Raw genomic sequence first — 17749 nt, 5'->3', positions numbered from 1 at the left:
ATGGAGGACTATTTAGATCCAAGGAATGCGGAAGGAATGCCGAACTTAGCCGATTCAGCTTTTGCGATGGACTTTTTGTTGGCGGTAAAAACAGGCATTCGCAATTATGGTTTTGCGATAACCGAGACCGCTCATCCTGATCTTAGAAGGGCATTGCATCGACAATTGGAAGCTGCCATCGATTTACATACGGAAATCTCTGACTTAATGATCAAAAAAGGCTGGCTCAACCCCCACAGTATCAAGGAACAATTTCCGGTTGATTTGAAAGCAGCGGAAACGGCAATCCAAATTGCCCAGTTAAATCTGTTTCCAAATGATACTGACCGCCTTGGTATGTTCGCAACACCATATAAATAAAAGGAGGAGAAGCAGAAATGAAGGCTGTTACATACCAAGGGATAAAAAATGTTCAAGTCAAAGAAGTGAAGGATCCTGAAATAAAAAATGCAGATGATATTATTGTTAAAATCACAACTTCAGCCATATGCGGTTCTGATCTCCATTTAATCCATGCCATGATTCCGAATCTGCCCACCGATTATGTCATTGGCCACGAACCGATGGGAATTGTGGAGGAGGTTGGCCCCGAAGTAACCAATTTAAAAAAAGGCGATCGGGTGATTATTCCCTTTAACGTAGCCTGTGGTCACTGTTGGTATTGTACACACGATCTTACAAGTCAATGCGATAATGGCAATCCCCATGGGCAGGGCGCAGGTTTTTTCGGTTATTCGGAAACAACCGGCGGCTATGCCGGCGGACAGGCCGAATACATGCGGGTGCCATTCGGGAACTTTACTCCGTTTAAGATTCCGGAAAACTGTGAAGTAGTGGATGAAAAATTGGCACTGCTTGCCGATGTAGTTCCAACATCCTATTGGAGTGTGGATCATGCGGGGGTTAAACCCGGGGATACGGTTATCATCTTGGGCTGCGGTCCGGTGGGATTAATGGCTCAAAAGTTTGCCTGGCTGAAGGGTGCCAAACGAGTGATTGCCGTAGATTATATCAATTACCGCCTGCAGCACGCAAAACGAACAAATAAAGTGGAAATAGTGAATTTTGAAGATCACGAAAATGTTGGCGATTATTTGTTGGAAATCACGAGCGGCGGTGCCGATATTGTCATCGATGCGGTGGGGATGGATGGGAAAATGACACCGCTTGAGTTTCTGGCATCAGGAATGAAACTACATGGCGGAGCAATGGGCGCGATCGTCATTGCCAGCCAAGCTGTCAGGAAGGGCGGAACCATTCAACTAACAGGGGTGTATGGTGGGAGATACAATGCCTTTCCATTAGGCGATATCTTCAATCGCAATGTCGATATCAAGACAGGGCAGGCGCCGGTTATCCCCTATATGCCATTTCTTTATAACATGATTAATGAGGGAAAAATTGATCCAGGTGATATCATTACCCATGTATTACCGCTTGATCAAGCGAAACATGGATATGAAGTATTTGATACGAAAATGGAAGATTGCATTAAAGTTATTCTCAAGCCATGAATCTCAATAATAAGCGACCGAATATGTGGAAAAAAGCAGAAACGGTCGCTTATAAAAAAGCAGGCGTAAAAAGTACTGCCATCTGCTAAATTAAATCACTTGCACCATCTATAAATAACTTTGAAAGAAGCGATTGTGTTTTATTCCTATTATAAACTAGATAGAAATACCTTTCCTCGCTGAAGCCGTTAATATCATACATTTTAAGCATGTTTTTGCCGGCATAACCTCTAGCGGCTATTTCAGAAATGATCGAAAAACCGAAATCCTGTATAACGAACTGAATCAAGCTCTGGCCATCCTCTATATATGCAACAATATTTAATTGTTTCTTAGAAATTTTATTCTTTTTCAAAAATTTTTCTAGAATTGCATTTGTTCCTGAGTCGGAACTTCGCATTACAAACGGGTAGTGTACGATATCCTCGATGTTGACGGTATCTGGTAATTCCACTTGATTTGAGGTAATAAGTACTAATTTCTCTTTTAATAAGGGAATATAATGAAGTTTATCATCTTCGTATTTCTCCCCTAATATTCCAAAATCTACAGAACCATTGAGCACCTTTTCGGCCACATTTTTTGAAGAGGACTGGTTGATATGAAAGATAACCTCAGGATATTTTTCTCTATATTGTTTAACCATCTTTGGAATCATAAACTGGCCAGGTACCGAACTGGCGGCCATTCGAATCATTCCCCGAAGCTCCATCGTCCCCTGTTTTATATCGAGCAATGCTTGGTCCTTAAGGAGTAAAAGTTTACGTGACCAGCCATATAACCGTTCTCCATTTTGTGTAAGTATGCTTTCCCTGCCGACACGGTCAAATAGTCTAAGCCCCAGCGTTTTCTCCAAGCCCTGTATATGGGAACTAACCGTGGATTGACTTAGAAAAACATCATCCGCCGCTTTAGAAAAGCTTTTATGCTCTACCACCTTTGTAAAAACATATAATTGGTGCAAATCCATAGGAATCTTCTCCTTATGTATTTATATAATCGATTAATAGCCATTGGTGAAATAGATAAATTGTATTTCTCTTAGCTTATCACTTTTCTATAATGAAATTGACTTATGTGTATGAATTGTTTGTGACTTTGTACAGAAGGGAGAGGAGATAATGGCATACGAACCGGATTTACTATATGATGCCGGACCGACTGGCTGTGGAGAATTGATTATGAATCTATTTCTATCTATCAAGAAAATGGAAAGCGGTCAAATCATTGAAGTCATTTCCTATGACCCCGGTGCAAGAGAGGATCTCCCGGCATGGTGCCGAATGCAAAAACATACTCTTCTTGAACGGAAAGATTTCGGCAAGACAAGCCACTACTTTATTGAAAAAGGTTAAACAAAACCTTTTACATAAAAACAAAAAAAACGGAGGAATGAAAAATGGCTGGAAAATTCTTAGTAAGTTTAACAAGCGCAAAAAATGATTCTGATAAAGCAACCGTTGGGTTTGTGGTTGCCAATGCTGCGGTCGCATCAGGACAGGAAACCGTTGTATTTTTAAATGTTGAAGGCGCTTACCTTGCCTCGAAAGGCTATGCTGAGGACATTCATGAAGAAGGGTTTGCTCCGTTAAAACAGTTAATGGATCAGTTTGTGGAAGCAGGCGGAACCCTTTGGGTATGCAGCCCATGCTTTAAAAAGCGTGGATTAGAAGAAGAAAATTTAATTGAAGGTGCAACGATTGTGGGCGGAGCAAAATTAGTAGAGTTCCTAAGCCAAGGTGCAGCTTCAATTACCTATTAAATATAGGTGAAAAGCATGGAAACACCACATGCAGTCTGTGATGGCGGAGATTTAGATTGCGGGTCCGGGTTATTGCTGATCATCAAAAAGGCAATGGACCCCTTGGAAAATGGACAGATTCTTGAAGTTCGAAGCAGAGAAAGAACAGTAGCTGAGGACCTTCCAGCATGGTGCCGAATGGTGGAGCATGGATTTCTGGGTTCGGAACCTGGTGACAATACAATAAGATACTATATTCGCAAAGGCGCTGAACAAACGGAGTTAGCGCAGGATCTGGAGGCAGCGAAGAGCTATCAATGGAGTGTCCGGGTTCGGGGGGAAAATGATCTCTCCGCAAAAATCCATTCTAGAAACCACACTTTTAGTGCAGGACAGCCGGCAGATTTCAGTCCAAAGGTGAATGCACCTAGCGCTATCGACTATTTACTGGGCTCACTTGCTTCCTGTTTGACAGTGGGGTACAAAGCTCAAGCATCCAAGCGTAATATGGTGATTGATCATGTAGAGTTAAGCTTAAAGGGTGGACTGGAAAATGTTCTTTATCATATGGAACTAGAAGATGAGGGCTGCCCCAAACTAAGTCAGATTACCGGAACCTTTTATGTGTCATCACCGGAATCTGAACCGATGCTCGAGAATTTATGGAAAAATACGCTTGCCCGTTCACCCATCTATCAAACCCTTAAACAAGCAGTTGCTATTGAAATTAAGCTTTCGATTGTATTTTAACAGGGGGTTATCATCGATATGAATGTACCGAAATTTCCGACCACCGTTATTGGCAGCTGGCCAAGGTCGAACGAAGTAAAAAGGGCGATGCGCGATAAACGGGCCGGAAGAATAAGCGAAGAAGAGTTTCAAAACATTGCAGATCAGGCAGTGTTACAATGCTTGAAATGGCAGGAAGAAGCGGGAATTGATATCGTCTCAGACGGTGAGCAGCGGCGTGATAATTTTATCTCGTTTGTAGCAGAACACTTACACAATGTACAGATGCTGACGGTGTCGGAGTTGCTTGAATATGTCGAGGATAAAGCAAGCTTTGAGGAAATACTTGGCACATTAGACGTACCGGCCTTTTCTATGTCTAATCCAGCAGCGGTCGGAAAAATCAGCCGCAAAAAACCGCTTGCCGTAAATGACTATTTATTTTTGAAAAAACAAACAGACAAAGCGATTAAGGTTATGCTTCCCGGTCCTTACTTGTTAACAAGAGCGATGTGGGTAGAAGGGCTTTCGAAAGATGCATATCCGACAAAAGAGGATCTATCTGTCGATATTATTAACGCGTTACGCGAAGAGGTGGACGAGTTAATTGCAGCCGGGGCTGATTTTATTCAATTCGATGAGCCTGTGTTGACAGAGCTTGTGTTTACACAAAAAAATGCCAACCGAACCTTTATGTGCGGCGCCTTGACAGCTAAAGCCGATGCAGAAGAGGAAATTGCGTTTGCTCTCGATCTAATGAATCAGGTAACCGCCGGTATGTTAGGCAGAGGCTCAAGAGTGGGTGTTCATATTTGCCGCGGCAACTGGAGCACCCAGGAACAGGTCCTTCTTCGTGGACCATATGATCCGTTAATTCCCTATCTCGCCCATGTAAATGTCGATCAGCTGATTCTCGAATATGCGACCCCGCGTGCCGGAGAATTAGACGTTATCAGTGATTTTGGCGGGAAAGAGCTGGGATTTGGTATTGTCAATCCTCGGACGGAAACAATTGAAAACGTGGAAACCATCATCGAGCGAGTTCAAGAAGTTAGAAAGTACCTGCCGGATGAAAAAATCTTTTTAAACCCGGATTGTGGCTTTGGTACATTTGCGCAACGGCCGATGAATAGTGACAAGATTGCTTTTGAAAAATTAAAGGTTATGGCAGAGGCAGGAAAGAAGCTTAGGGAAATGATTTTCGAATAGGAGGAGAAAAGATAATGGGACAATTGATGGACTTTAAAGTAGAGGGCAAAGGAAACGGAATGCGCCTCGATGCGGTTGCCGGCAAGCATAGCATTGCTATTGATGAACCGGTATCATTTGGTGGTAAGGACTCGGCGATCGATCCGCTTTCAACATTTCTATCCTCATTAATTGCGTGTGAAAACGTGATGGCGCAACTAATTGCGCAGGAAATGAAGTTTGATCTTCAAGGAATCTCTTTTAATGTTGAAGGCAGCTTAGATTTGGCAGGACTCATGGGAGACCTTACCATAAAACCTTATTTCCAGGAAGTCAAAGTGAAAGCGGTAGTTGAAACCTCTGAGACGCAAGAACGAATTAATGAATTGCAAGAATCTGTTGACCTAAGATGCCCTGTCTTTAGAACATTAAAAGAAGCGGGAATACCTGTTGAAAATCAATGGGTGAAAGCAGAGGTAATGGCTTAATAGTGCAAAGGAGTGATTGTAAAATAATCACTCCTTTTTTTATTAATTTCACTGGACATTCCTCTAAATAGAATAAACTACCTTATCGGAACCTAGACTTAAATCCAAAATCCGTGGCCATTTCCCATGACCGGAATCTATATTAATATGCCCGGAATTAGGTAATACAATTGAAGGAAAGCCTAAGTTTAAATAGCCTGTTGCATCCACCATGCTGCAGTAAGGATCATTAGTTGAATGGATAAACAGCGTCTCCTTAGCAGCTTCTGATAGATTACTTTTTTTCAAAGGAACCGGATAAAAAGTTTTCGCCTCCGAAAGTATCACATTTGGAGATGGCGGGGCAACAAGGATTACTTGATTAGCAATTCGATTACTTTGACCTGCTGCATAATGAAGCCATAGAAAACAGCCGAGACTATGGGTAATCACCGTAAGCTGATGTTTTGCTGGAAGGGTTTTAATCGCCTCATGCAATTCCTCTAACCAAACTTCTTTATTAGGTGTGTTGAATCTTGAGAAGGTGGGGTAACAAACATGATAGTTTCTTTTCGTTAGTTCCTTTGCCAACCAGGTTTGCCAGTGATCAGATCCGCTACCGCCTAATCCATGAATGATAAGAAAACTTTGTTCTATCATAAAATCCCTCCTTTAGATCCTTAATTAACTATTCCGATTGAATAACTTGGTATTAATGATTATAACCTCTTTTTACGAACAAGGCAACCAATGGGTGAAATATACATTTGCATTTAAAACGATAAACCATCAATATAAGTGGATAGGTAATTTTAGAAAGTAGGGGTTTTTTTGTCAGATTTTTTATCATTAGGTATTTCGGAAACCGTGGTTAATCAATTACGCGGCTACGGTGTCGCAAAACCGACACCCATCCAGGAGCAGGCAATTCCATTTGTGATGAATGGGAACGATATTATAGCCCAAGCGCAAACCGGTACAGGAAAAACATTTGCTTTTATCCTGCCGATTCTTGAAAAAATTGATAAGGAAGCAGCATATATTCAGGCGCTCATTGTCACGCCGACAAGAGAATTAGCCCTGCAAATAACGGCTGAAATTGAAAAATTGCTTGTGGATATACCGGGAGTAGCTGTCCTAGCTGCTTACGGCGGGCAAGATGTTGATAAACAGTTAAAGAAATTAAAGCGAAACCCGCAAATTGTCGTCGGGACACCAGGAAGGCTGTTAGATCATATAAGAAGAGAAACTGTCCGATTATCAGAAATTTCTTTCCTTGTCTTAGATGAAGCGGATCAAATGCTGCACATTGGGTTTCTAGGCGAAGTCGAGGATATTATTCGGGAAACGCCGGTAACACGGCAAACGATGCTATTCTCGGCCACGATGCCGCCGGAAATTCGGAAATTAGCAGCAAAGCATATGCGTGATCCAGAATATATTCAAATCGAAAAAACGCAAGGACCGGCCGATAATGTAAAGCAAATAGCGATTTATACAACAGACCGAGCAAAACAAGGAACGCTTATCGACCTCATCGAGACCCATCGGCCTTTTTTGGCAGTCATCTTTTGTCGAACAAAACGAAGAGTGAGTAAACTCTATGATGCCCTGAAAGCCCACGGATTTCCCAGTGATGAATTGCATGGTGATCTGTCACAGGCGAAAAGGGAACAAGTAATGAAGCGTTTTAGGGATGCAGAGATCCAGTTACTGGTTGCAACCGATGTGGCGGCAAGGGGACTAGATGTTGAAGGGGTCACACATGTGTTTAACTATGACATTCCGGAGGATTCTGAAAGTTATATCCATCGCATTGGACGTACCGGCAGGGCAGGGATGACCGGCTTAGCGATTACATTATACGCAGCGAAGGATAAGTCAGCACTCGAGGTAATTGAAAAAGACCTTAAGCTTACGATTCAAAAGCAAAATCTGGTGGATCCAAATAGGGAGAAAGAAACCTCTAGAGATGACAGGAGGGTTCGTCCACAAGGTCAAAATGAAAAACGTAGCCAAGGAAGAGAAAAGCAGGGTAGAAATGATCGAAACCGGAGCAATACAGATCGTAGGGATGATCGAAAAGGGAACTTTCAGCAAGGTAGACAATCTGGCAATCAAACCTCTACTTCTAGGTCAGGTAGAAATACATCAAGATCTGCTACAGGTAGAAAAAAATAGATTAAAAATGGGACTGAAGTTATTTTCAAAAGATACAATAATATAAAAATTTTGACTTTGAGAATTGTCCAGCTCTAGCGCCCTAGCGGCTAGTGTCCTTCGCGCTCCGCCCTACGATAAGTCAACATCGGATCGCTACGCTCTCCGTGTTTCCTTTATCTCAGTTGGGGCGCTCCAGTCCATACGCCGCTGACCAGGGCGCTTTCGCTTTCCTAAGTCCCATTTTGCTGCTTAATGATTATTTATACCAATTCCCGTATTTGATTTAACTAACACTTCTTCAAACTTTTTCACATCAGCTTTTTGACTAGAGAAAATTGTTCCCAGGTATCCTGCTAAGAAACCAAGCGGGATAGATAAGATTCCTGGTGTTGTATAAGGGAAGATTGGGTTACCGACAAAAATAGCTTTTCCAACTTCAGGGCTGAAAACGTTGGGGCTAATTACAACCAATCCGATTGCAGAGATTAGTCCAACTACCATTGCCCAGACAGCACCGGTCGTATTGAATCGTTTCCAATAGATGGTGTAAATGATAACTGGTAAGTTAGCGCTTGCAGCAACTGCAAAGGCAAGTGATACCAGGAAGGCGACATTGAGTGTCTGCGCTCCTAATGCAAGAATAATAGAAATGACGGAAACCCCAATTGCGGCCCAGCGCGCCATGCTAACTTGCTGCTTTTCCGTTGCTTTTCCTTTTCGAAGGATCTCGTTATAGAAATCATGGGCAAAGGCAGATGCCGCTGTCAGAACAAGGCCTGCTACAACTGCTAGAATGGTCGCGAAAGCTACAGCAGAGATAAAGGCGAATAGCATATTACCGCCGATTGCTTTTGCTAGAAGTGGAGCTGCCATATTTCCAGCAGGATTAGCCGCAACAATTTCGGAATTGCCAACAAAAGCCGCTGCACCAAAACCAAGGAAAATAGTCATCACATAAAAGATTCCGATAATCCATGTCGCGTAAACAACAGAAGAACGAGCTGTTTTCGCGTCCTTTACAGTAAAGAAGCGCACAAGGATGTGTGGTAATCCCGCTGTCCCAAGGACTAATCCCATGTTTAATGAAATCGTATCAAGACCGATTTTGTATTTAACACCTGGATTTAAGAACGATTCCTTCAAAGGTGTTGCCGTTTTCATTTGGGCAAACATATCGGTTATGCTCCAATTAAACTTAGCAAATACAATCATCGAAATGATGAATGTCCCCCCCATTAAAAGGATTGCTTTAATGATTTGCACCCAGCTTGTAGCATGCATACCGCCAAAAATAACGTATACAGTCATTAAGACGCCAACGATTAATACGGAAGTAGTGTAGGATAAGCCTAATAATAATTTAATTAGTGCACCGGCACCGACAAGCTGTGCAATCATATAGAAGATCGAGATGGTTACCGTATTCATCGCTGCAAACCCGCGGATCTTTTTGGAATCGAAACGGGCTGCAATCATATCAGCAAAAGTATATTTTCCTAAGTTCCTGAGTGGCTCGGCCACTAAATAAAGAACAACAAGGTATGCAACAAGGAATCCAATACTATAGAAAAACCCATCAAAACCAGTTAAGGCGACTGCACCAGCAATTCCTAGGAATGAAGCTGCAGACATGTAATCGCCGGCGATTGCCATTCCGTTTTGCCAGCCTGTCAGTCCGCCGCCAGCCGTATAAAATTCACTAGCATTTTTCGTTTTCTTAGAGGCGTAATATGTAATGATTAACGTTACAAACACGATCCCAAGAAACATAATAAAAGCTGGAGTGTTCATTAGTTACTCACTCCTTTTTGGATAACATTATTGGCTAAATCATCAAATTTTGCCGCTTTCTTTGAGTAAAGCATGCACAAGCCCCATGTCATTACGAATTGTAAGAATGCAAAAACCCATGCCCATGTTATACTGCCAATAAACTTATGATTTAGGACGGTTGAATAAGAAGTTAAAATAGGTAGTGCAAAATAAAAGCAAAAAAAGAAAATAGTGATTGGGATAATAAATTTTTTCTTTTCGGAGAGTAGTGCTTGAAACGATGATGATTGAGCAATAGAACTGTAATCGCTTTCAGAATAATCTTTGGATTTTTGTGCCTCCAACGGAAGCGCCCCCTCTCATAATAAAAACATTGTTTCAACATGAGGCAAAAAGAAAAGATAAAAGTGATTGGCCATAAGATGAGGAAAAACTAGGTTGCGGCTAAAAGGATAAACAAATTTACTCTATCTCCTCCCTTCCGAATGCAGATTTTTCTAAATTTTTAAACTTTAATTACGTTTTTAATTATATTAATAATGGAATATAATGCGCAAGAGGAAATTCTAAAAATAGGAAAATTTATTTATATTTTAATAAAAATTTCCAAAAAAAGAAAACCTTTGCTACACAAAGGTTTTCGAAGTATGGAGACTAGGGGGATCGAACCCCTGACCTCTTGCATGCCATGCAAGCACTCTCCCAGCTGAGCTAAGCCCCCGTAAATTTATTACAAGAAGAATTATATCTGTTATATAAAATTCTTGCAAGAGAAATTTTGAGGAAAGGCAATAATATTTTTCTACTAGCTCATACTTTCAATTTCTACCTTTTGAACCCCCTCTATTGCAGAAACAGTCGCATAGACTTCGGTTGTCTTTTCACGATAATCAACTGCAACTAATATTTGCACCAAATGATCTCCGTTATCTAAATCTTTGATTCGAAGTCTACGAATAATGTACTTTTTCTCAAGTAAAAAAGTAATAGTGGTATCAATCTGTGCCTGGTCTCTAATAAAAAGCTGAAGCGTGATTTCTTTTTCCCTTAATTGTTTTGGACCAAAAAGTTTCATTAAAAAAGGAATTAATTCCACACTAATAATTAATAAGGCCACCCCGACAAACGCTTCTAAATAAAATCCTGCACCAACTGCAATTCCTATCCCAGCTGCTCCCCAGATCATAGCGGCCGTTGTTAATCCTGAAATACTGTCGTTCCCCCGTCTTAATATGACTCCGGCACCTAAAAAACCAATCCCTGAGACAATTTGCGCTGCAAGCCTTAGCGGGTCCATTGTAATTTTAACCTCACCCGAGTCGGGAAACATATAGGCAGACTGAATGGAGACAATTGTCAACAAACAGCTTACAACGGAAATGACCAGGCTTGTCTTAAGACCAACCGGTTTTCTCTTTAATTCACGTTCAAGACCAATAATAAGGCCGAAAATAGCTGAAATACCGAGCTTAATTAATATATCGACATCCGCATTACTCATCTAATTCACGTCCAATTGTATAGTTAGTTTTCATTAATGGTATGAAATCGATTATATTTTACGAAAACGCCTATCTCTTATTACATATACAATTGTAGTTTAATTTATGAATTTATCCTACGTTAAATTTATAGCATTAATGAGGAATTGTTAAATGCTTTTAAAAAAACTTTTAAAATTATATTGCAAACATTAATTTATCATGATATATTAAATCTCGTCCTCATCGAGAGAGTTAAACAACGAAAAAAGAAATTTAAAATGTTGTTGACATTATGACGATGAATATGATAAATTAATGAAGTCGCTTTTGACGGCAAGGACATTTGTTCTTTGAAAACTAAACAAACAAAAACGTCAACAAACAATTTTTTTAGTTTCAATATATATGAAACTATGCCAACGTAACAAATGAGCTAATCAACTTTCTTGGAGAGTTTGATCCTGGCTCAGGACGAACGCTGGCGGCGTGCCTAATACATGCAAGTCGAGCGGATCTTTGGGAGCTTGCTCCCTAGGGTGAGCGGCGGACGGGTGAGTAACACGTGGGCAACCTGCCTGTAAGACTGGGATAACACCGGGAAACCGGTGCTAATACCGGATAATCCATTTCCTCTCATGAGGAAATGCTGAAAGACGGTTTCGGCTGTCACTTACAGATGGGCCCGCGGCGCATTAGCTAGTTGGTGAGGTAACGGCTCACCAAGGCGACGATGCGTAGCCGACCTGAGAGGGTGATCGGCCACACTGGGACTGAGACACGGCCCAGACTCCTACGGGAGGCAGCAGTAGGGAATCTTCCACAATGGACGAAAGTCTGATGGAGCAACGCCGCGTGAGCGATGAAGGCCTTCGGGTCGTAAAGCTCTGTTGTTAGGGAAGAACAAGTACCGGAGTAACTGCCGGTACCTTGACGGTACCTAACCAGAAAGCCACGGCTAACTACGTGCCAGCAGCCGCGGTAATACGTAGGTGGCAAGCGTTGTCCGGAATTATTGGGCGTAAAGCGCGCGCAGGCGGTCCTTTAAGTCTGATGTGAAAGCCCACGGCTCAACCGTGGAGGGTCATTGGAAACTGGGGGACTTGAGTGCAGAAGAGGAAAGCGGAATTCCACGTGTAGCGGTGAAATGCGTAGAGATGTGGAGGAACACCAGTGGCGAAGGCGGCTTTCTGGTCTGTAACTGACGCTGAGGCGCGAAAGCGTGGGGAGCAAACAGGATTAGATACCCTGGTAGTCCACGCCGTAAACGATGAGTGCTAAGTGTTAGGGGGTTTCCGCCCCTTAGTGCTGCAGCTAACGCATTAAGCACTCCGCCTGGGGAGTACGGCCGCAAGGCTGAAACTCAAAGGAATTGACGGGGGCCCGCACAAGCGGTGGAGCATGTGGTTTAATTCGAAGCAACGCGAAGAACCTTACCAGGTCTTGACATCCTCTGACACTCCTAGAGATAGGACGTTCCCCTTCGGGGGACAGAGTGACAGGTGGTGCATGGTTGTCGTCAGCTCGTGTCGTGAGATGTTGGGTTAAGTCCCGCAACGAGCGCAACCCTTGATCTTAGTTGCCAGCATTCAGTTGGGCACTCTAAGGTGACTGCCGGTGACAAACCGGAGGAAGGTGGGGATGACGTCAAATCATCATGCCCCTTATGACCTGGGCTACACACGTGCTACAATGGATGGTACAAAGGGCTGCAAGACCGCGAGGTTTAGCCAATCCCATAAAACCATTCTCAGTTCGGATTGTAGGCTGCAACTCGCCTACATGAAGCCGGAATCGCTAGTAATCGCGGATCAGCATGCCGCGGTGAATACGTTCCCGGGCCTTGTACACACCGCCCGTCACACCACGAGAGTTTGTAACACCCGAAGTCGGTGGGGTAACCGCAAGGAGCCAGCCGCCTAAGGTGGGACAGATGATTGGGGTGAAGTCGTAACAAGGTAGCCGTATCGGAAGGTGCGGCTGGATCACCTCCTTTCTAAGGATAATTCAGTCCTTTTGGACTGATCATAAGGTTGACGTTTCTTGTTTGTTTAGTTTTGAGAGTGCAATTCTCTCAAAGCTTTTTTAATCGTTCTTTGAAAACTAGATAATCGTAAGAAGAAGCAAAGTAAACATCGAGTAATCGCCATTTTAGTTTTTCTCTCTTATATAAAGTAAGAGTTATAAACCTTTTAGGTTAAGTTAGAAAGGGCGCACGGTGAATGCCTTGGCACTAGGAGCCGATGAAGGACGGGACTAACACCGATATGCTTCGGGGAGCTGTAAGTAAGCTTTGATCCGGAGATTTCCGAATGGGGAAACCCACTGTTCGTAATGGAACAGTATCTTTACCTGAATACATAGGGTATAGAAGGCATACCCGGGGAACTGAAACATCTAAGTACCCGGAGGAAGAGAAAGCAAACGCGATTCCCTGAGTAGCGGCGAGCGAAACGGGACATAGCCCAAACCAAGAGGCTTGCCTCTTGGGGTTGTAGGACACTCAACATGGAGTTACAAAGGAACGGGGTAAATGAAGCGACCTGGAAAGGTCAGCCAGAGAAGGTAAAAGCCCTGTAGTTGAAACTTCGTTCCCTCCTGAGTGGATCCTGAGTACGGCCGGACACGAGAAATCCGGTCGGAAGCAGGGAGGACCATCTCCCAAGGCTAAATACTCCCTAGTGACCGATAGTGAACCAGTACCGTGAGGGAAAGGTGAAAAGCACCCCGGAAGGGGAGTGAAATAGTTCCTGAAACCGTGTGCCTACAAGTAGTCAGAGCCCGTTTATGGGTGATGGCGTGCCTTTTGTAGAATGAACCGGCGAGTTACGATTACATGCAAGGTTAAGTTGAAGAGACGGAGCCGCAGCGAAAGCGAGTCTGAATAGGGCGAATTTAGTATGTAGTCGTAGACCCGAAACCAGGTGATCTACCCATGTCCAGGGTGAAGTCCAGGTAACACTGGATGGAGGCCCGAACCCACGCACGTTGAAAAGTGCGGGGATGAGGTGTGGGTAGCGGAGAAATTCCAATCGAACTTGGAGATAGCTGGTTCTCTCCGAAATAGCTTTAGGGCTAGCCTCACGTAGTAAGAGTCTTGGAGGTAGAGCACTGTTTGGACTAGGGGCCCTCATCGGGTTACCGAATTCAGACAAACTCCGAATGCCAAAGACTTATCCGTGGGAGTCAGACTGCGAGTGATAAGATCCGTAGTCAAAAGGGAAACAGCCCAGACCACCAGCTAAGGTCCCAAAGTATACGTTAAGTGGAAAAGGATGTGGAGTTGCTTAGACAACCAGGATGTTGGCTTAGAAGCAGCCACCATTTAAAGAGTGCGTAATAGCTCACTGGTCGAGTGACTCTGCGCCGAAAATGTACCGGGGCTAAACGTATCACCGAAGCTGTGGATTGACACCAGAAGGTGTCAGTGGTAGGAGAGCGTTCTAAGGGCGTTGAAGCTAGACCGTAAGGACTGGTGGAGCGCTTAGAAGTGAGAATGCCGGTATGAGTAGCGAAAGATGAGTGAGAATCTCATCCACCGAATGCCTAAGGTTTCCTGAGGAAGGCTCGTCCGCTCAGGGTTAGTCGGGACCTAAGCCGAGGCCGAAAGGCGTAGGCGATGGACAACAGGTTGATATTCCTGTACCACCTCTTTATCGTTTGAGTGATGGGGGGACGCAGGAGGATAGGGTAAGCGCACTGTTGGATATGTGCGTGTAAGCAGTTAGAGCGAGAAGTAGGAAAATCCGCTTCTCACCACGCTTGAGCTGTGATGCCGAGGGAAATATAGTACCGAAGTTCCTGATTCCACACTGCCAAGAAAAGCCTCTAGCGAGATAAAAGGTGCCCGTACCGCAAACCGACACAGGTAGGCGAGGAGAGAATCCTAAGGTGAGCGAGAGAACTCTCGTTAAGGAACTCGGCAAAATGACCCCGTAACTTCGGGAGAAGGGGTGCTCTTTAGGGTTCATAGCCCTGAAGAGCCGCAGTGAATAGGCCCAGGCGACTGTTTAGCAAAAACACAGGTCTCTGCGAAGCCGCAAGGCGAAGTATAGGGGCTGACGCCTGCCCGGTGCTGGAAGGTTAAGAGGAGGGGTTAGCTCACGCGAAGCTCTGAATCGAAGCCCCAGTAAACGGCGGCCGTAACTATAACGGTCCTAAGGTAGCGAAATTCCTTGTCGGGTAAGTTCCGACCCGCACGAAAGGCGTAACGATCTGGGCACTGTCTCAACGAGAGACTCGGTGAAATTATAGTACCTGTGAAGATGCAGGTTACCCGCGACAGGACGGAAAGACCCCGTGGAGCTTTACTGTAGCCTGATATTGAATTTTGGTACAGCTTGTACAGGATAGGTAGGAGCCTGAGATACGTGAGCGCTAGCTTGCGTGGAGGCGTCGGTGGGATACTACCCTGGCTGTATTGAAATTCTAACCCGCACCCCTTATCGGGGTGGGAGACAGTGTCAGGTGGGCAGTTTGACTGGGGCGGTCGCCTCCTAAAGAGTAACGGAGGCGCCCAAAGGTTCCCTCAGAATGGTTGGAAATCATTCGTAGAGTGTAAAGGCACAAGGGAGCTTGACTGCGAGACCTACAAGTCGAGCAGGGACGAAAGTCGGGCTTAGTGATCCGGTGGTTCCGCATGGAAGGGCCATCGCTCAACGGATAAAAGCTACCCCGGGGATAACAGGCTTATCTCCCCCAAGAGTCCACATCGACGGGGAGGTTTGGCACCTCGATGTCGGCTCATCGCATCCTGGGGCTGTAGTCGGTCCCAAGGGTTGGGCTGTTCGCCCATTAAAGCGGTACGCGAGCTGGGTTCAGAACGTCGTGAGACAGTTCGGTCCCTATCCGTCGTGGGCGCAGGAAATTTGAGAGGAGCTGTCCTTAGTACGAGAGGACCGGGATGGACGCACCGCTGGTGTACCAGTTGTTCTGCCAAGGGCATCGCTGGGTAGCTATGTGCGGACGGGATAAGTGCTGAAAGCATCTAAGCATGAAGCCCCCCTCAAGATGAGATTTCCCATAGCTCTAAGCTAGTAAGAACCCTGAAAGATGATCAGGTTGATAGGTCAGAGGTGGAAGCGTGGCGACATGTGGAGCTGACTGATACTAATCGTTCGAGGACTTATCCTAATAGAAAAGCGGAAGCGGCCGATTAGCAACGTATGGCCTGGAGGGCTTTGACTGAGATAAAGGAAACACGAAGAGCGTTAGCGATTCGATGTTGACTTATCGTAGGGAAAAGACCGAAGGACACTAGTTGCTGGACGCTGGAGCTAGACAAATTATAAAAGCGAACTTGATTTTACAAACTTCTTCTGCATTATCTAGTTTTGAGAGAATGAAAAAAATTAAAATTTCTCTTGAAAAAAACAAAAAAGACATTATAATAAAATAGTGTCAAAAAAATAGTCTGGTAACAATGGCGAGAAGGTCACACCCGTTCCCATACCGAACACGGAAGTTAAGCTTCTCAGCGCCGATGGTAGTTGGGGCATGCGCCCCTGTGAGAGTAGGACGTTGCCAGGCTGTTATCAATGGAGGATTAGCTCAGCTGGGAGAGCATCTGCCTTACAAGCAGAGGGTCGGCGGTTCGATCCCGTCATCCTCCACCATATTATTTTCACTTTACAATGCCGGGGTAGCTCAATTGGTAGAGCAACTGACTTGTAATCAGTAGGTTGGGGGTTCAAGTCCTCTCGCCGGCACGTTGTACGAGCCATTAGCTCAGTTGGTAGAGCATCTGACTTTTAATCAGAGGGTCGAAGGTTCGAGTCCTTCATGGCTCACCAAAGTTTTTTGCACTAGCAAAATAACTTTCAATTTAGCGGGTGTGGCGGAATTGGCAGACGCACCAGACTTAGGATCTGGCGCCGCAAGGCGTGGGGGTTCGACTCCCTTCACCCGCATTTATTTTGCGGAAGTAGTTCAGTGGTAGAACACCACCTTGCCAAGGTGGGGGTCGCGGGTTCGAATCCCGTCTTCCGCTCTCTATTAAGCCGGGGTGGCGGAACTGGCAGACGCACAGGACTTAAAATCCTGCGGTAGGTGACTACCGTACCGGTTCGATTCCGGTCCTCGGCACCAAATTTTTTTTGCGAAAGCAAAATAACTTTTAATAATGCGCCCGTAGCTCAATTGGATAGAGCGTCTGACTACGGATCAGAAGGTTGTGGATTCGACTTCTTCCGGGCGCGCCATATAAACGGGAAGTAGCTCAGCTTGGTAGAGCACTTGGTTTGGGACCAAGGGGTCGCAGGTTCGAATCCTGTCTTCCCGACCATTCAATTACTATTTTCTTGGGGTCTTAGCTCAGCTGGGAGAGCGCCTGCTTTGCACGCAGGAGGTCAGGGGTTCGATCCCCCTAGACTCCACCAATTATAAACTATTCTTTATGGCGGTGTAGCTCAGCTGGCTAGAGCGTACGGTTCATACCCGTAAGGTCGGGGGTTCGATCCCCTCCGCCGCTACCAAATGCTTTATGAAGTACTTTAACTTGGACCTTTAGCTCAGCTGGTTAGAGCAGACGGCTCATAACCGTCCGGTCGTAGGTTCGAGTCCTACAAGGTCCACCAGTATGGATTTATAATATGGAGGAATACCCAAGTTTGGCTGAAGGGATCGGTCTTGAAAACCGACAGGCGGGTTAAACCGCGCGGGGGTTCGAATCCCTCTTCCTCCGCCATATTATTT

At 44.7% G+C, this 17749-nt stretch carries 13 protein-coding genes, 13 tRNA genes and 3 rRNA genes; 23 read left to right on the top strand and 6 right to left on the bottom strand.

Annotated elements, in window-relative coordinates; all coding sequences use genetic code 11:
• A complete protein-coding gene (locus RCG19_RS04620; protein WP_166242092.1) occupies positions 1-360 on the top strand; it encodes a spore coat protein in 360 nt (119 codons plus the stop codon).
• Positions 361-377: 17 nt separating this feature from the next.
• Positions 378-1514, top strand: a complete 1137-nt coding sequence (locus tag RCG19_RS04615) for a zinc-dependent alcohol dehydrogenase (RefSeq protein WP_308109845.1) — start codon at positions 378-380, stop codon at positions 1512-1514.
• A gap of 85 nt (positions 1515-1599) precedes the next feature.
• On the opposite strand, the gene RCG19_RS04610 is transcribed toward RCG19_RS04615, so the two are convergent.
• Complete coding sequence (locus RCG19_RS04610) at positions 1600-2484, bottom strand: selenium metabolism-associated LysR family transcriptional regulator (protein ID WP_308109844.1); 885 nt, start codon at positions 2482-2484, stop codon at positions 1600-1602.
• 151 nt (positions 2485-2635) lie between these two features.
• Between RCG19_RS04610 and RCG19_RS04605 the strand changes: the two genes are divergently transcribed.
• Genes RCG19_RS04605 through RCG19_RS04585 form a run of 5 tightly spaced genes read left to right on the top strand, consistent with a single transcriptional unit; the run spans position 2636 to position 5660 of the window.
• Entirely contained in the window at positions 2636-2869 is a 234-nt protein-coding gene (locus tag RCG19_RS04605; protein ID WP_308109843.1) for a sulfurtransferase TusA family protein, read from the top strand.
• 44 nt (positions 2870-2913) lie between these two features.
• Positions 2914-3276, top strand: coding sequence for a DsrE family protein (locus RCG19_RS04600; protein ID WP_308109842.1), 363 nt, complete (start codon positions 2914-2916; stop codon positions 3274-3276).
• Between the two features lie 15 nt (positions 3277-3291).
• Positions 3292-4005: a sulfurtransferase TusA family protein gene (locus RCG19_RS04595; protein ID WP_308109841.1), complete on the top strand. Its 714-nt coding sequence runs from the start codon at positions 3292-3294 to the stop codon at positions 4003-4005.
• Between the two features lie 18 nt (positions 4006-4023).
• Positions 4024-5193, top strand: coding sequence for a cobalamin-independent methionine synthase II family protein (locus RCG19_RS04590; protein WP_308109840.1), 1170 nt, complete (start codon positions 4024-4026; stop codon positions 5191-5193).
• 14 nt (positions 5194-5207) lie between these two features.
• Positions 5208-5660: an OsmC family protein gene (locus RCG19_RS04585; protein ID WP_308109839.1), complete on the top strand. Its 453-nt coding sequence runs from the start codon at positions 5208-5210 to the stop codon at positions 5658-5660.
• 63 nt (positions 5661-5723) lie between these two features.
• Here the strand turns inward: RCG19_RS04585 and RCG19_RS04580 are convergent, their stop codons facing one another.
• A complete protein-coding gene (locus tag RCG19_RS04580; RefSeq protein WP_308109838.1) occupies positions 5724-6299 on the bottom strand; it encodes an RBBP9/YdeN family alpha/beta hydrolase in 576 nt (191 codons plus the stop codon).
• Between the two features lie 171 nt (positions 6300-6470).
• Here RCG19_RS04580 and RCG19_RS04575 point away from each other — a divergent pair, with 171 nt between their 5' ends.
• On the top strand, positions 6471-7820 hold the full coding sequence (locus tag RCG19_RS04575; protein ID WP_308109837.1) for a DEAD/DEAH box helicase: 1350 nt from the start codon (positions 6471-6473) through the stop codon (positions 7818-7820).
• 231 nt (positions 7821-8051) lie between these two features.
• Here RCG19_RS04575 and RCG19_RS04570 read toward each other — a convergent pair whose 3' ends face one another.
• The 4 genes from RCG19_RS04570 to RCG19_RS04555 form a co-directional block, all read right to left on the bottom strand.
• The gene (locus RCG19_RS04570) at positions 8052-9593 is read right to left on the bottom strand and encodes a solute symporter family protein (protein WP_166242073.1); all 1542 of its coding nucleotides are present in this window, start codon (positions 9591-9593) and stop codon (positions 8052-8054) included.
• Complete coding sequence (locus tag RCG19_RS04565; protein ID WP_166242071.1) at positions 9593-9919, bottom strand: DUF485 domain-containing protein; 327 nt, start codon at positions 9917-9919, stop codon at positions 9593-9595. Before RCG19_RS04565 ends, RCG19_RS04570 begins: the two co-directional genes overlap by 1 nt.
• A gap of 304 nt (positions 9920-10223) precedes the next feature.
• Positions 10224-10296: transfer RNA gene (locus RCG19_RS04560), tRNA-Ala, on the bottom strand.
• Between the two features lie 84 nt (positions 10297-10380).
• Positions 10381-11076: an MgtC/SapB family protein gene (locus RCG19_RS04555; protein ID WP_166246840.1), complete on the bottom strand. Its 696-nt coding sequence runs from the start codon at positions 11074-11076 to the stop codon at positions 10381-10383.
• Between the two features lie 426 nt (positions 11077-11502).
• On the opposite strand from RCG19_RS04555, the gene RCG19_RS04550 reads away from it, so the two are divergent.
• From RCG19_RS04550 to RCG19_RS04480, 15 genes are all read left to right on the top strand, one after another.
• A 16S ribosomal RNA gene (locus RCG19_RS04550) occupies positions 11503-13052 on the top strand.
• Between the two features lie 199 nt (positions 13053-13251).
• Positions 13252-16189 (top strand): 23S ribosomal RNA (locus RCG19_RS04545).
• A gap of 279 nt (positions 16190-16468) precedes the next feature.
• Positions 16469-16585 (top strand): 5S ribosomal RNA (gene rrf / locus RCG19_RS04540).
• Together the 16S, 23S and 5S rRNA genes with 12 tRNA genes alongside form the textbook arrangement of a ribosomal RNA operon.
• Before the next feature lie 10 nt (positions 16586-16595).
• Positions 16596-16671: transfer RNA gene (locus tag RCG19_RS04535), tRNA-Val, on the top strand.
• A 20-nt stretch (positions 16672-16691) separates the two neighbouring features.
• A tRNA-Thr gene (locus RCG19_RS04530) sits at positions 16692-16764 on the top strand.
• An 8-nt stretch (positions 16765-16772) separates the two neighbouring features.
• Positions 16773-16848, top strand: a tRNA-Lys gene (locus tag RCG19_RS04525).
• 35 nt (positions 16849-16883) lie between these two features.
• Positions 16884-16965, top strand: a tRNA-Leu gene (locus RCG19_RS04520).
• 8 nt (positions 16966-16973) lie between these two features.
• Positions 16974-17045, top strand: a tRNA-Gly gene (locus tag RCG19_RS04515).
• A 9-nt stretch (positions 17046-17054) separates the two neighbouring features.
• Positions 17055-17143 (top strand) — tRNA-Leu (locus RCG19_RS04510).
• Positions 17144-17179: 36 nt separating this feature from the next.
• Positions 17180-17256 (top strand) — tRNA-Arg (locus RCG19_RS04505).
• A gap of 6 nt (positions 17257-17262) precedes the next feature.
• Positions 17263-17339: transfer RNA gene (locus RCG19_RS04500), tRNA-Pro, on the top strand.
• 18 nt (positions 17340-17357) lie between these two features.
• A tRNA-Ala gene (locus tag RCG19_RS04495) sits at positions 17358-17433 on the top strand.
• Between the two features lie 19 nt (positions 17434-17452).
• Positions 17453-17529: transfer RNA gene (locus RCG19_RS04490), tRNA-Met, on the top strand.
• A 25-nt stretch (positions 17530-17554) separates the two neighbouring features.
• Positions 17555-17631 (top strand) — tRNA-Ile (locus RCG19_RS04485).
• A 17-nt stretch (positions 17632-17648) separates the two neighbouring features.
• Positions 17649-17741: transfer RNA gene (locus tag RCG19_RS04480), tRNA-Ser, on the top strand.
• The last annotated feature ends 8 nt before the right edge of the window (positions 17742-17749 follow it).

The sequence above is a fragment of the Neobacillus sp. OS1-2 genome, from assembly GCF_030915505.1.
In the GTDB taxonomy this organism is placed as follows: Bacteria; Bacillota; Bacilli; order Bacillales; family Cytobacillaceae; genus Neobacillus.
This window is presented reverse-complemented; position numbering and strand designations above follow the sequence as displayed.

Excerpts from the sequence above, each read along its gene's own strand:
- RCG19_RS04620 (WP_166242092.1), top strand. The coding sequence starts at position 1 with ATGGAGGACTATTTAGATCCAAGGAATGCGGAAGGAATGCCGAACTTA.
- RCG19_RS04615 (WP_308109845.1), top strand. The coding sequence starts at position 378 with ATGAAGGCTGTTACATACCAAGGGATAAAAAATGTTCAAGTCAAAGAA.
- RCG19_RS04610 (WP_308109844.1), bottom strand. The coding sequence starts at position 2,484 with ATGGATTTGCACCAATTATATGTTTTTACAAAGGTGGTAGAGCATAAA.
- RCG19_RS04605 (WP_308109843.1), top strand. The coding sequence starts at position 2,636 with ATGGCATACGAACCGGATTTACTATATGATGCCGGACCGACTGGCTGT.
- RCG19_RS04600 (WP_308109842.1), top strand. The coding sequence starts at position 2,914 with ATGGCTGGAAAATTCTTAGTAAGTTTAACAAGCGCAAAAAATGATTCT.
- RCG19_RS04595 (WP_308109841.1), top strand. The coding sequence starts at position 3,292 with ATGGAAACACCACATGCAGTCTGTGATGGCGGAGATTTAGATTGCGGG.
- RCG19_RS04590 (WP_308109840.1), top strand. The coding sequence starts at position 4,024 with ATGAATGTACCGAAATTTCCGACCACCGTTATTGGCAGCTGGCCAAGG.
- RCG19_RS04585 (WP_308109839.1), top strand. The coding sequence starts at position 5,208 with ATGGGACAATTGATGGACTTTAAAGTAGAGGGCAAAGGAAACGGAATG.
- RCG19_RS04580 (WP_308109838.1), bottom strand. The coding sequence starts at position 6,299 with ATGATAGAACAAAGTTTTCTTATCATTCATGGATTAGGCGGTAGCGGA.
- RCG19_RS04570 (WP_166242073.1), bottom strand. The coding sequence starts at position 9,593 with ATGAACACTCCAGCTTTTATTATGTTTCTTGGGATCGTGTTTGTAACG.
- RCG19_RS04555 (WP_166246840.1), bottom strand. The coding sequence starts at position 11,076 with ATGAGTAATGCGGATGTCGATATATTAATTAAGCTCGGTATTTCAGCT.